Raw genomic sequence first — 11793 nt, 5'->3', positions numbered from 1 at the left:
ACCATCGTGGTCGCGCCCTCCCGTCGTACGTACGGTCAGCCGAGCGGGGTGTCCAGGACCGCCTTGCGGTGGCTGAACGTCTCCAAGGAGTACCGGCCGTGGTAGTTGCCCATGCCGCTCTCGCCGACCCCGCCGAACGGCAGGTCCGAGACGGTCAGATGGGCGAGGGGCAGGCCCATGCCCACGCCGCCCGACGAGGTCTCGGACAGCAGCCGCTCCCGTACCGAGGGGTCGTGGGTGAACGCGTACAGGGCAAGCGGCTTGTCACGGTCGTTGATGAAGCCGATGGCCCCGTCGAGCCCGTCCACGGTGATGATCGGCAGGACCGGGCCGAAGATCTCCTCGCCCATCACGGGGGAGTCCGGGGCGACATCGGCCAGCACGGTCGGAGCGATGTACTTCGTCTCCCGGTCGTGGGCTCCGCCCGTCACCGCGCGGCCGGAGTCCAGGAGACCCACCAGCCGGTCGAAGTGGCGCTCGTTCACGATCCGGCCGTACTCCGGGCTGGTGGAGGCGTCCTTCCCGAACAGTCCCTCGACCGCCTCCGCGAGGGCGTCCGCCAGGGCCGGTGCGGTCTCCGGGTCGGTCAGGACGTAGTCGGGGGCGACGCACGTCTGGCCGGCGTTGAGGAACTTCCCGGAGGCCAGCCGCGCCGCCACCGTCTTCAGGTCCGTGTCGCGGTCCACGAACGCGGGCGACTTGCCGCCCAGTTCGAGCGTCACCGGTGTGAGGTGCTTCGCCGCGGCGGCCATCACGATCCGGCCGACCGTGCCGTTGCCGGTGTAGAAGATGTGGTCGAAGCGCTCGGCGAGCAGCGCGGTGGTCTCCGGGACCGCGCCCTCCACGACGGCGACGGCGTCCGTGTCCAGATACCGCGGCAGCAGCCGGGCCACGGCGGCGGAGGTCGCGGGCGCCAGCTCGCTGGGCTTGGCGACGACCGCGTTGCCCGCGGCCAGAGCGCCCACGACGGGAGCGAGCAGCAGCTGCACCGGGTAGTTCCACGGAGCGATGACGAGGACGACCCCGAGCGGGTCCTGCACGGTGCTCGCGGTGGCCCCCGCGAGCACCGCCGGTACGGGGGCGGGCTCGGGCTCCAGCCACGCCTCCAGTCGCTCCAGGGTGTGGTCGATCTCCCTGACCGTGAAGTCGATCTCGGTCCGGTAGGCCTCCTTGCGGCTCTTGCCGAGGTCGGCACGGAGCGCCTCGGCCAGTTCGTCGCCGCGCTCGGTGAGCAGGGCACGCAGCCGCGTCAGCTGGGCGGTGCGCCAGGCGAGGTCCCTGGTGCGACCGGTGCGGAAGGTTTTGCGGAGCCGGGCGACGACGTCGGCCGGGGCTTCCCGCACGGTCCCCGCGGCGCTCACAGGGCCGCCACGATCTCGCGGGCCAGCTGCTCGGAGGAGGCGGGGTTCTGGCCGGTGTGCAGGTTGCGGTCGTGCACGGTGTGCACCGCCCACGGCTCGGCTGCGGCGTAGTCGGCGCCGAGCTCGACGAGGCGGTTCTCCAGCAGCCAGGGCGCCTTGGTGGCGAAGCCCGCCTGGGTCTCCTCGGCGTTGCTGAAGCCGGTCATGCGGTACCCGGCGAACGGCCAGCTGCCGTCCTCGCGGCGGGCGGGCAGCAGGGCGGCGGGTGCGTGGCACAGGACGGCGACCTGGGTGCCGGAGTCCAGGGCCGCGGTGAGGAGCTGCCCGGACACCGCGCTGACGGCCAGGTCCTCCATGGGGCCGTGGCCGCCGGGGTAGAAGACGATGTCGTAGGACGTGGGCACGATGTCCTCGAGCCGGGCGGGGATGCGCAGCGTCTCGTCGATCGAGGCGAGGTACGAGGCCACGGCGTCGGCCTGTTCCTGGCCTCCGTTGGCCTCGGCGGCGAGGCTGGCGGTGTCCACCGTGGGTGCGACGCCGCCGGGGGTGGCGACGGTGATGTCGAAGCCCGCCTGGGTGAAGACGCGGTGCGGGGCGGCGAGTTCCTCGGCCCAGAAGCCGGTGGGGTGGGTGGTGCCGTCGTTGAGGGTCCAGTGGTCGGCACCGGTGAGGACGAAGAGTACGGAAGGCATGGGGGGTGCTCCCTACGAGACGCGAGACGTAAGACGCGTGGAACGTGAAGCTTGATATGCTCAAGCAATACCGTTCATGTAACGGGTCAAAGTTGAGCATGTCAAATGAATGCGGGTGCGTGGCGGACAGAGTCCGGGCCTCCGGACCACGCGTACCGACCGAAGGATGACCGACCATGACGACGGAACCGGCACCCCGCGCCGTCCCTACTCCGGACGAACTGCTGGAACCCCTCGCAGTCGTCGTCCGCGGCCACCACGACGACCTCACCGCCGTAGCCGGCCGTCACGGCCTCAGCACCTCACAGGCCCGGGCGCTGATCGCCCTCAACGACCCCATGCCCATGAGCGCGCTGGCCAGTCATCTGGTGTGCGACGCCTCCAACGCCACCGGCCTCATCGGCCGCATGGAGGCCCGCGGCCTGGTGACCCGCACCCCGGCACCCGGCGACCGCCGCTCCAAGGTGGCCTCCCGCACAGCGGAAGGAACCGAGCTGGCGCACCGCATCCGCGCCGAGATGCGCGTGGTGCACGGCGCCCTGGAGGCACTCACCCCCGAGGAGCGCACGGCCCTGCTGCCCCTGCTCGACCGGCTGGGGCGACTGCTGTCCTCATGAGGTCCTGCTCATGAGGAGGGCTTCATGAGGTCGCCGGCGGAGCCTGGTCCTCGGGGCCGGCGCCGCTCTCCCGGCGCTTGATCTCCTCCTCGCGGCGGCGCAGGTCCGCCTCCCAGTCCTTGAGGAGCGACTCGTCCTTCTTGGTCTCGTCCTTCAGCGACTTCAGGAAGTCCGGATTGTCGTCGGGCGCCACCCACGTGGTGCGGTGTTTGCGGTGCCACTCGGAAGGGGTGCGGCCGCCTTCGGGCGCATTGCGCATCTTGCCCGCGGCGAGCCAGACGATCGGGCCGACGATCCAGAACAGCAGGATGATGAACACCCAGGCCACCTTCGGCAGGTGCTTCGCCTCGTCCTCCGGGGTGTTCAGGCAGTCGATGAACGCGTAGATCGTCAGTGCCAGCGGCAGAAGATAGATCAGGGCTCTGAGCATCGTGAAGGGTCCCCCGAGATGGGATGGGGAGGCGCTGTCCCGCCCCCGGTGACGGGCCCAGGGTAGCGGGTGGCCGATACTGGGCGTTATGGCTTACGACGATCTTCGCTCCCTGCTCCGGGCTCTGGAGCGCGAGGGCGATCTCAAGCGCATCAAGGCCGAGGTCGACCCGTATCTGGAGGTCGGCGAGATCGTCGACCGGGTGAACAAGGCGGGCGGCCCGGCGCTGCTCTTCGAGAACGTCAAGGGGGCGTCCATGCCCCTGGCCATGAATGTCTTCGGGACGGACCGGCGGCTGCTCAAGGCGCTCGGGCTGAAGTCCTACGCCGAGATCAGCGACAGGATCGGCGGCCTCCTCAAGCCGGAACTGCCGCAGGGTTTCGTCGGCATCCGCGAGGCGTTCGGGAAGCTCGGCGCGGTGACCCACCTGCCGCCGAAGAAGGTGAAGTCCGACAGCGCCCCCGTCCAGGAAGTCGTCCTGACCGGCGACGACGTCGACCTCGACCAGCTGCCCGCGCTCTTCACCTGGCCCGAGGACGGCGGCTCCTTCTTCAACCTGGGCCTCACGCACACCAAGGACCCGGAGACGGGGATCCGCAACCTCGGGCTCTACCGCCTCCAGCGCCACGACAAGCGCACCATCGGGATGCACTGGCAGATCCACAAGGACAGCCGCAACCACTACCAGGTCGCGGCCAGGCGCGGTGAGAAGCTGCCCGTCGCCATCGCGTTCGGTGCGCCGCCCGCGGTCACGTACGCCTCCACGGCGCCGCTGCCCGGGGACATCGACGAGTACCTCTTCGCCGGCTTCGTCCAGGGCAAGCGGATCGAGATGGTCGACTGCAAGACCGTCCCGCTCCAGGTCCCGGCGCAGGCGGAGGTCGTCATCGAGGGGTGGCTGGAGCCGGGCGAGATGCTGCCCGAGGGCCCGTTCGGTGACCACACCGGCTTCTACACGCCGCAGGAACCCTTCCCCGCGCTGAAGATCGACTGCGTGACGATGCGGAAGCGTCCGCTGCTGCAGTCGATCGTCGTCGGCCGGCCGCCCACCGAGGACGGTCCGTTGGGGCGGGCCACCGAGCGGTTCTTCCTGCCCCTGCTCAAGATCATCGTCCCGGACATCGTGGACTACCACCTGCCCGAGGCGGGCGGCTTCCACAACTGCGCGATCGTCTCGATCGACAAGAAGTACCCGAAGCACGCCCAGAAGGTCATGAGCGCCATCTGGGGGGCGCACATGATGTCGCTGACCAAACTGATCGTGGTCGTGGACTCCGACTGCGACGTCCACGATCTGCACGAGGTCGCCTGGCGGGCGCTCGGGAACACCGACTACGCGCGGGACCTGACGGTCACCGAAGGCCCGGTCGACCACCTCGACCACGCCTCCTACCAGCAGTTCTGGGGTGGCAAGGCGGGCATCGACGCGACGCGCAAGCTGCCCGAGGAGGGGTACACGCGGGACGGGGGCTGGCCGGAGATGGTCGAGTCCGACCCGGAGACGGCGGCGAAGGTCGACCGCCGGTGGAAGGAGTACGGCCTGTGAGCGCCTCAGCCTCGGCAGCCGCTGTCCCGCAGCCGCGCGGCAAGTCCCGCGCGTTCCTGCGTCTGGTGATGATCGAGCACTCGGTCTTCGCGCTGCCCTTCGCCTACATCGCCGCGCTGACCGCGATGTTCCAGGTGGACGGGAACATCCACTGGGGCACGCTGCTGCTCGTGACCATCGCGATGGTCGGGCTGCGTACGTTCGCCATGGCCGTGAACCGGATCATCGACCGGGAGATCGACGCCCGTAATCCGCGCACGGAGGGCCGCGAGCTGGTGACCGGCGCGGTCACGGTGAAGTCCGCGTGGACCGGGGCGGTCGTGGCCGTCGTCGTCTTCCTGGGCGCCGCCGCGCTGCTGAACCCCCTCTGCCTGGCGCTGGCACCGGTCGCCGTCGTGCCGATGGTCGTCTATCCGTACGGCAAGCGGTTCACGAACTTCCCGCACGCGATCCTGGGCCTCGCCCAGGCCATCGGGCCGATCGGCGCCTGGCTGGCGGTGACGGGGAGCTGGTCGTGGGACGCGGTGATCCTGGGGCTGGCCGTCGGCATCTGGATCGGCGGCTTCGACCTGATCTTCGCCTGCCAGGACGTGAGGGCCGACCGGGCCCACGGGGTGCTCTCCTTCCCCGCGCGCTTCGGTATCCCGGCCGCGCTGTGGGGCGCGCGGGTCTGCCATGTGGTGACGACCGGGCTGCTGGTGTGGTTCGGACTGGCGACCCACGCGGAGATCTTCTACTGGATCGGCATGGCGATCGTCGCCGTGGCGTTCGTGTACGAGCACCGGGTCGTGCGGCCGCACGACCTGTCCCGGCTGAACCGGGCCTTCTTCTCGGTCAACGGCTTCATCGGGATCGCCCTGTTCGCCTGCGCGCTGCTCGACCTCCTGGTGCGGGGCCTCACACCGTGACGTAACCCGGTCCCCGCGGGCGGCGGGGGCGGCGGAAGACGAACGCCGCCGCGACCCCGCCGACCAGGCCGAAGAGATGGCCCTGCCAGCTGATGCCGGAGTCGGTCGGCAGCACGCCCCAGAGCAGCGAGCCGTAGACCGCGGCGATGATCAGGCCGAGGACGATGTCCAGCGGGCGCCGGTCCACGAAGCCGCGGACCAGCAGATAGCCGAAGAGGCCGAAGACCACGCCGGACGCGCCGAGCGTCACCGTGTCCGGCGGCGCGGTGAGCCAGACGCCGAGGCCGGACGTCACGATCACCACGAGGACCACGGCGGCGAACCTGCGTATCCCGCCGAGCGCGGCGATGAAGCCGAGGACCAGCAGCGGGACGCTGTTGGACGCCACATGCTCCCAGCCGCTGTGCAGGAACGCGGACGGCACGATGTCGGCCAGCTCGGCGGGCTCGCGCGGGCTGACGCCGTAGGTGTCCAGGGAGTGGCCCGTCGCCGTGTCGATGCCTTCCAGCAGCCACAGCAGCGCGATCCAGGCGAGCATGACCCCGCCGGCCGTGACGGCCCGTGCGGTGGTGCTCGCGCGTGTGCCCGTCATGGTCACCCCCTGTCCATGGCCGTTCCCTCATCCGTTGCAACGTCCGGTGCCCCTCGCTCAGTTCCTGGAGCAGGGTGCCGGATAGGCTCGGCGGTGTGACAGCCGGGACTTCAGAGAGTCAGCAGCAGCGCAGGCCTTGGATTGTCGGGGTATCGGGCGCATCGGGCACGCCCTTCGCGGCTTCGGTGCTGCGCGGACTGCTGGCTGCCGGGGAGAGCGTCGATCTGGTGGTCAGCCGTGCCTCGCGGCTGACGCTCCTGGACGAGACGGGGATCGCCTTCCGTGACGCCCACTGGCAGGAGGACCTGCGGAGCTGGCTGGCGCGGGGCGCGGACGGGAAGCCGGACACCTTCCGCCCGGACATCGGCGGCGTACGCCACTGGGCGGCCGGCGATCTGGCGGCCGGGCCGTCCTCGGGTTCGTATCCGGCGAAGGGGATGCTGATCGTCCCGGCGTCGACGGCGTGCGTGGCGGGAGTGGCGCTCGGACTCTCGAAGGATCTGCTGCAACGGGCCGCGAGCGTGACGCTCAAGGAGCGGCGGAAGCTGGTCGTCGCCGTGCGCGAGACCCCGCTCAGCGGTTCGACGCTCAAGCAGATGGTGGCGCTCGACGAGGCGGGAGCCGTAGTGCTGCCCGCCTCTCCGGCGTTCTACGCGGGGGCGACGCACATCCAGGATCTGGTGGACTTCGTCGCCGGGCGGGTGCTGGACGCGGCGGGAGTGCCGCACCAGCTGTACCGCCGGTGGGAAGGGGAGCTCGGTGGCGCCTCCCGGGGCTGAACCGGTGGGGTCAGCGCTTCTTCCTGTTCACGCGCGGGGTGCGGGTGCGGTCGACCCGGTGGGCGGCTGCGGGCTGGTGGGCACGCGAGCGGTTGGCCAGGTCCTGCAGCTCGCGCATTCGGGCGTAGGCCATCTCGATCGAGTACACGGTGAAGTTCACTCCTGAAGATTCGAAAGCATTTTTTGGATGATGAGAAAGATTTACAGGGTGTGACCCTGTTGCGCCTTAGATTCTATACGTAAACTCGCGGTACTGCTGAACAATGGAAGGTTTCAGTCATATGGACGCGGTGGACAGGCAGCTCATCCAGGCCCTCAGGGAGAACGGCAGGGCCTCGTATGCCGAGCTGGGACGGCTCGTAGGGCTCTCCGGGCCCAGCGTCACCGACCGCATCAACCGGCTGGAAACCGCCGGTGTCATCACCGGCTACCGCGCGACCGTCGACTCCGCGTCGCTGGGGCTCGGCGTCACCGCGCTGATCGGCATCTCGCTCTCCGACGCCGCGGACCACGAGGACGTGGCGCACCGGCTGAAGGATCTGGCGGAGATCGAGGACTGCTGGTTCATCGCGGGCGACGACTCCTTCATGCTCAAGGTCCGGGTCGGGGACGTGGACGGCCTGGAGAAGACGATCCGCAGGCTCAGCGGCACCAAGGGGGTCTCCCGGACCCGTACGACGGTCGTCCTCTCCACCAAGTGGGAGAACCGCGTCGGAGAGCTCCCCGAAGAGGTGTGACACGGAGTGGTGGTGGGGGTCCCTCCGCCCGGAAGGCGGGGGAGTACCGTGGGCTGCCGGAACGGCTACACAGAGACATGGGAGGCGCCCTAGTGGACGCGGGACTCAAGCGCGAGCTGGAGGAGAAGGTCCGGGCCGGCGAGCGGCTGACCCGCGAGGACGGGATCGCGCTCTACGAGTCCGACGACCTGGCATGGCTCGGCGGGCTGGCCCACGAGGTGCGTACGAGGAAGAACGGCGACGTCGTCCACTTCAACGTCAACCGTCACCTCAACATGACCAACGTGTGCACCGCGTCCTGCGCGTACTGCTCGTTCCAGCGCAAGCCGGGCGAGAAGGACGCGTACACGATGCGCATCGAGGAGGCCGTCCGCCTCGCGAAGGCGATGCAGGGCGAGAACCTCACCGAGCTGCACATCGTCAACGGGCTGCACCCCACCCTGCCGTGGCGCTACTACCCGCGCTCGCTCAGCGCGCTCAAGGAAGCGCTGCCGGAGGTGGCGCTCAAGGCGTTCACGGCGACGGAGATCCACCACTTCGAGACGATCTCGGGACTCTCGGCCTCCGAGATCCTCGACGAGCTGATCGAGGCCGGTCTGGAGTCACTGACCGGCGGCGGCGCGGAGATCTTCGACTGGGAGGTCCGCCAGCACATCGTCGACCACAACACCCACTGGGAAGACTGGTCGCGCATCCACCGTCTCGCGCACGAGAAGGGTCTCAAGACCCCGGCGACGATGCTGTACGGGCACATCGAGGAGCCCCGTCACCGCGTCGACCACGTGCTGCGGCTGCGGGAGATGCAGGACGAGACCGGCGGCTTCCAGGTCTTCATCCCGCTGCGCTACCAGCACGACTTCGTCGACATGAAGGACGGCAAGGTCCGCAACACCCTCCAGGCGCGGACGTCGATGGCGACCGGCGCGGAGGCGCTCAAGACCTTCGCGGTCTCGCGGCTGCTCTTCGACAACGTCCCGCACGTCAAGGTCTTCTGGGTGATGCACGGCGTGCAGACCGCGCAGCTCGCGCTCCAGCACGGTGCGGACGACATGGACGGCTCGGTCGTCGAATACAAGATCACGCACGACGCCGACGACTACGGCACCCCGAACAAGCTCGGCCGCGAGGACCTGCTGGACCTCATCCGGGACGCGGGCTTCCGGCCCGTTGAGCGCAACACCCGGTACGAGATCCTGCGCGAATACCCGGGGCCGGACGCCGACCGGCGCGAGACGCCCCAGCCGATGCGCGTCTGAGGCCTCACGTCCCGCCCGACGCCCCGCGCCCGTCGCGGGCGTCCCGGGTGTGTCCCGCTGTACGAAAGCCCCGGCCTGCCGTCCCCCGGCCGGGGCTTTCTCGCGTGGTGGACGTGGCTTGAAGGGCACCCCTCGTAATAGTTAATCTGCGCATATGGCGCTTACATTTGAAGTGGATCCCGCATTCGACCGGACCCTGCGGGACGGCATCACCGCGCTCTGGGTCGACGTGAGCAACGCCGGCGGGGCCGTCGGCTTCGTGCCGCCCGTCACCGGCGACGAGGTCCGGCCGGAGCTGGTCAAGCACCTCGCCGCGATGGCCGAGGGCCGCACCCACCTGGTCGTCGGACGGGACGAGGACGGCTCGGTGGCCGCCACCGCCTTCCTCACCCACAACACCCACCGGCTCATGCGGCACTGGATCGGCGCCTACACGGTGATGGTCCACCCGCGCCACCAGGGCAAGGGATTCGGGCGTGCGCTGATGGCGGCCGCGTCCGACGCCGCCCTGGGGATCGACGGCATCGACGCCATCCGCCTCACCTGCCGCGGCGGCACCGGTGCCGACCGCTTCTACGCCTCCTGCGGATACAAGGAGGTGGGCCGGATCCCGAACGCCATCCGGGTCGCCGAGGACGACTACCGCGACGACGTCATCATGCTGCTCCCGCTCTTCCGGTAGGAGCTCCGGACAACCCAGCGAACTGATCGAATTCGGGGCATGCTTCACTGGTCGGGCAGGATCCCAGACTGAACGACCGCAGGAACGTCGGACGTAGAGAGAAGGCCAGCCGTGTCCGCTGCCAAGCCGAGCGCAACGATCCGGTACACCGCCATGCGCCTGCTGATTTTCGTCGGCTGCTTCTTCATCTCCGGCGTGGCGGTCCACTTCGGCGTGCTGCCCTCCGGCGTCGGCGGCTCCAACGTCGTCTGGGTCATCCTCCTCGGCCTGCTGCTCTCCGCGCCCCTCAGCTTCATCCTGCTGCGCAAGCAGCGCGACGAGATGTCCGAACAGATCATCACGTCGGTCGACCGGACCAAGGCCAGGCTCGAGGCGAACCGCACCCGCGAGGACAGCGTCACCCAGTAGGCGCCGCGTAAGGTTCCTCACACCCGCACCCCGTACGGACGAAGCCCCGGGCCGGAGCAGCCGCTCCCGTACCGGGGTTTCGGCTTGTCCGGGGTCCGCGCGGTCGGAGTTGATCGAGAAGCGGACCTTTGAGGTTCTCAAAGTTGCAGTGTTAACGTATTCGACATGATTACAGCTGTGCGCACCCACCACGCCCTGGGCGTCCCGCTCGTGGTGCGCCTGCATGTCGATCTCTGCCGCTGTATGTCCGCGGTCTGTTGCCGCAACGTCTGAACCGGCATCATGCAGCGGCGCCGCCCCTGACGCGGGCGCCGCACCCCCGTCCCCCTGTTCGACCGCACGACCGTACGTCTGTCCTCGTACGTCCCGATGCGTCACATCTGGAGTGTGTCCGTGTCCGCGAATTCCGCGTCCCCCGCCGAGACCGAAGCCGGTAAGCCGTCCGGTTCCGGTTTCCGGCTGCCCAGCATCCCGTTCTGGATACAGATAGTCGCCGGTCTGGTCCTCGGTGTCCTGCTCGGCTGGATCACCCGCAGCTACGAGATCGGCTGGCTCCTCACCACGCTCGACCAGGTCGGCCACATCTTCGTCCAGCTGCTGAAGCTGGCCGTCGCGCCCCTCGTCTTCTTCGCGATCCTGGTGTCGATCACCAACCTTCGCAAGGTCAACAACGCCGCGAGGCTGGCCACCCGCACGCTGCTCTGGTTCATGATCACCTCACTGATCGCCGTCGCCATCGGCCTCGCGATCGGCCTGGTCACCAACCCGGGCGCCGGTACCGGCCTCACCCCGAAGGACGGCGCCAAGCCCGAGAACGCCGGTTCCTGGCTCGACTTCCTCACCGGCATCATCCCCACCGACGTCATCACGCCGTTCACCGAGCTGAACGTCCTGCAGATCGTCTTCATGGCCGCCGTCGCCGGCATCGCCGCGCTCCAGCTCGGTGAGAAGGCCAAGCCGATCCTCTCCCTCAGCGAGTCGATCCTGGCGCTCCTCCAGAAGGCCCTGTGGTGGGTCATCCGCCTCGCCCCCATCGGCACCGTCGGCCTCATCGGCTACGCGATCGCCGACTACGGCTGGGACCTGATCGGCAAGTACGCCACGTTCACCGCCGACGTCTACATCGGCTGCGCCCTGGTGCTGTTCGGTGTCTACCCGCTCCTGCTCGCCACGGTCGCCAAGGTCAGCCCGATCCAGTTCTTCAAGGGCGCCTGGCCCGCGATCCAGCTGGCCTTCGTCTCCCGCTCCTCGGTCGGCACGATGCCGGTCACCCAGAAGGTCACCGAGCGTCTCGGCGTCCCGAAGGAGTACGCCTCCTTCGCCGTCCCGTTCGGCGCCACGACCAAGATGGACGGCTGCGCCGCGATCTACCCGGCGCTGGCGGCGATCTTCATCGCGCAGATCTTCGACGTCCAGCTGGGCATCGGTGACTACATCCTGATCGCGTTCGTCTCGGTCATCGGATCGGCGGCCACCGCCGGCCTCACCGGCGCCACGGTCATGCTGACCCTCACCCTGTCGACCCTGGGCCTCCCGCTGGAGGGCGTGGGCCTGCTGCTCGCCATCGACCCGATCCTGGACATGATGCGCACCGCCACGAACGTGGCGGGACAGGCTCTGGTCCCGGTGATCGTCGCGGCCCGCGAGAACATCCTCGACCACGACGCGTACAACTCGGCGTCGGCCTCCCCGGTCGAGGAGCCCGAGGTGCTCGACGCGGAGGCGAAGGGCGTTCCCGTCGCGGCGTGACCTCACGCGCACAAGCGCCCCCGGCCTCCACGAGGC

The 11793-nt window shown here is 69.2% G+C and carries 14 protein-coding genes; 9 read left to right on the top strand and 5 right to left on the bottom strand.

The annotated features are described in order from the left end of the window. Positions 1 to 35: 35 nt before the first annotated feature. Positions 36 to 1361, bottom strand: coding sequence for an aldehyde dehydrogenase family protein (locus ACFWFI_RS33915; RefSeq protein WP_387397890.1), 1326 nt, complete (start codon positions 1359 to 1361; stop codon positions 36 to 38). Then, on the bottom strand, positions 1358 to 2053 hold the full coding sequence (locus tag ACFWFI_RS33910) for a type 1 glutamine amidotransferase domain-containing protein (protein WP_387397889.1): 696 nt from the start codon (positions 2051 to 2053) through the stop codon (positions 1358 to 1360). The genes ACFWFI_RS33915 and ACFWFI_RS33910 overlap by 4 nt, the downstream gene beginning before the upstream one ends. Before the next feature lie 176 nt (positions 2054 to 2229). On the opposite strand from ACFWFI_RS33910, the gene ACFWFI_RS33905 reads away from it, so the two are divergent. Beyond that, positions 2230 to 2670 (top strand): MarR family winged helix-turn-helix transcriptional regulator, encoded by a 441-nt coding sequence (locus ACFWFI_RS33905; RefSeq protein WP_387397887.1) that lies wholly within the window; start codon positions 2230 to 2232, stop codon positions 2668 to 2670. 22 nt (positions 2671 to 2692) lie between these two features. On the opposite strand, the gene ACFWFI_RS33900 is transcribed toward ACFWFI_RS33905, so the two are convergent. After that, positions 2693 to 3100 (bottom strand): PLD nuclease N-terminal domain-containing protein, encoded by a 408-nt coding sequence (locus tag ACFWFI_RS33900; protein WP_387397885.1) that lies wholly within the window; start codon positions 3098 to 3100, stop codon positions 2693 to 2695. A gap of 88 nt (positions 3101 to 3188) precedes the next feature. Here ACFWFI_RS33900 and ACFWFI_RS33895 point away from each other — a divergent pair, with 88 nt between their 5' ends. Then, on the top strand, positions 3189 to 4646 hold the full coding sequence (locus tag ACFWFI_RS33895) for a menaquinone biosynthesis decarboxylase (protein ID WP_387397882.1): 1458 nt from the start codon (positions 3189 to 3191) through the stop codon (positions 4644 to 4646). Beyond that, positions 4643 to 5554 carry a menaquinone biosynthesis prenyltransferase MqnP gene (mqnP, locus tag ACFWFI_RS33890; protein WP_387397880.1) on the top strand — a complete coding sequence of 304 codons (912 nt, stop codon included), beginning with the start codon at positions 4643 to 4645 and terminating at the stop codon, positions 5552 to 5554. Before ACFWFI_RS33895 ends, mqnP begins: the two co-directional genes overlap by 4 nt. On the opposite strand, the gene ACFWFI_RS33885 is transcribed toward mqnP, so the two are convergent. Next, complete coding sequence (locus ACFWFI_RS33885) at positions 5544 to 6146, bottom strand: rhomboid family intramembrane serine protease (RefSeq protein WP_387397877.1); 603 nt, start codon at positions 6144 to 6146, stop codon at positions 5544 to 5546. The genes mqnP and ACFWFI_RS33885 overlap by 11 nt on opposite strands. A 95-nt stretch (positions 6147 to 6241) precedes the next feature. Here ACFWFI_RS33885 and ACFWFI_RS33880 point away from each other — a divergent pair, with 95 nt between their 5' ends. Beyond that, complete coding sequence (locus ACFWFI_RS33880) at positions 6242 to 6925, top strand: UbiX family flavin prenyltransferase (protein ID WP_387397875.1); 684 nt, start codon at positions 6242 to 6244, stop codon at positions 6923 to 6925. A gap of 10 nt (positions 6926 to 6935) precedes the next feature. On the opposite strand, the gene ACFWFI_RS33875 is transcribed toward ACFWFI_RS33880, so the two are convergent. Further along, positions 6936 to 7085: a hypothetical protein gene (locus tag ACFWFI_RS33875; RefSeq protein WP_387397893.1), complete on the bottom strand. Its 150-nt coding sequence runs from the start codon at positions 7083 to 7085 to the stop codon at positions 6936 to 6938. A gap of 121 nt (positions 7086 to 7206) precedes the next feature. On the opposite strand from ACFWFI_RS33875, the gene ACFWFI_RS33870 reads away from it, so the two are divergent. From ACFWFI_RS33870 to ACFWFI_RS33850, 5 genes are all read left to right on the top strand, one after another. Continuing rightward, positions 7207 to 7662, top strand: a complete 456-nt coding sequence (locus ACFWFI_RS33870; RefSeq protein WP_277333328.1) for an Lrp/AsnC family transcriptional regulator — start codon at positions 7207 to 7209, stop codon at positions 7660 to 7662. A gap of 92 nt (positions 7663 to 7754) precedes the next feature. Next, positions 7755 to 8918 carry an aminofutalosine synthase MqnE gene (gene mqnE / locus ACFWFI_RS33865; protein WP_267075106.1) on the top strand — a complete coding sequence of 388 codons (1164 nt, stop codon included), beginning with the start codon at positions 7755 to 7757 and terminating at the stop codon, positions 8916 to 8918. A 154-nt stretch (positions 8919 to 9072) separates the two neighbouring features. After that, a complete protein-coding gene (locus tag ACFWFI_RS33860) occupies positions 9073 to 9600 on the top strand; it encodes a GNAT family N-acetyltransferase (RefSeq protein WP_387397872.1) in 528 nt (175 codons plus the stop codon). Between the two features lie 111 nt (positions 9601 to 9711). Further along, positions 9712 to 10008 carry a DUF4229 domain-containing protein gene (locus ACFWFI_RS33855; RefSeq protein ID WP_387397869.1) on the top strand — a complete coding sequence of 99 codons (297 nt, stop codon included), beginning with the start codon at positions 9712 to 9714 and terminating at the stop codon, positions 10006 to 10008. A gap of 393 nt (positions 10009 to 10401) precedes the next feature. After that, a complete protein-coding gene (locus ACFWFI_RS33850) occupies positions 10402 to 11757 on the top strand; it encodes a dicarboxylate/amino acid:cation symporter (protein WP_387397868.1) in 1356 nt (451 codons plus the stop codon). Positions 11758 to 11793: the final 36 nt, after the last annotated feature.

The organism is Streptomyces sp. NPDC060209, assembly GCF_042728155.1.
Classification (GTDB): domain Bacteria; phylum Actinomycetota; class Actinomycetes; order Streptomycetales; family Streptomycetaceae; genus Streptomyces.
This window is presented reverse-complemented; position numbering and strand designations above follow the sequence as displayed.

Excerpts from the sequence above, each read along its gene's own strand:
- ACFWFI_RS33910 (WP_387397889.1), bottom strand. The coding sequence starts at position 2,053 with ATGCCTTCCGTACTCTTCGTCCTCACCGGTGCCGACCACTGGACCCTC.
- ACFWFI_RS33905 (WP_387397887.1), top strand. The coding sequence starts at position 2,230 with ATGACGACGGAACCGGCACCCCGCGCCGTCCCTACTCCGGACGAACTG.
- ACFWFI_RS33900 (WP_387397885.1), bottom strand. The coding sequence starts at position 3,100 with ATGCTCAGAGCCCTGATCTATCTTCTGCCGCTGGCACTGACGATCTAC.
- ACFWFI_RS33895 (WP_387397882.1), top strand. The coding sequence starts at position 3,189 with ATGGCTTACGACGATCTTCGCTCCCTGCTCCGGGCTCTGGAGCGCGAG.
- ACFWFI_RS33885 (WP_387397877.1), bottom strand. The coding sequence starts at position 6,146 with ATGACGGGCACACGCGCGAGCACCACCGCACGGGCCGTCACGGCCGGC.
- ACFWFI_RS33870 (WP_277333328.1), top strand. The coding sequence starts at position 7,207 with ATGGACGCGGTGGACAGGCAGCTCATCCAGGCCCTCAGGGAGAACGGC.
- ACFWFI_RS33860 (WP_387397872.1), top strand. The coding sequence starts at position 9,073 with ATGGCGCTTACATTTGAAGTGGATCCCGCATTCGACCGGACCCTGCGG.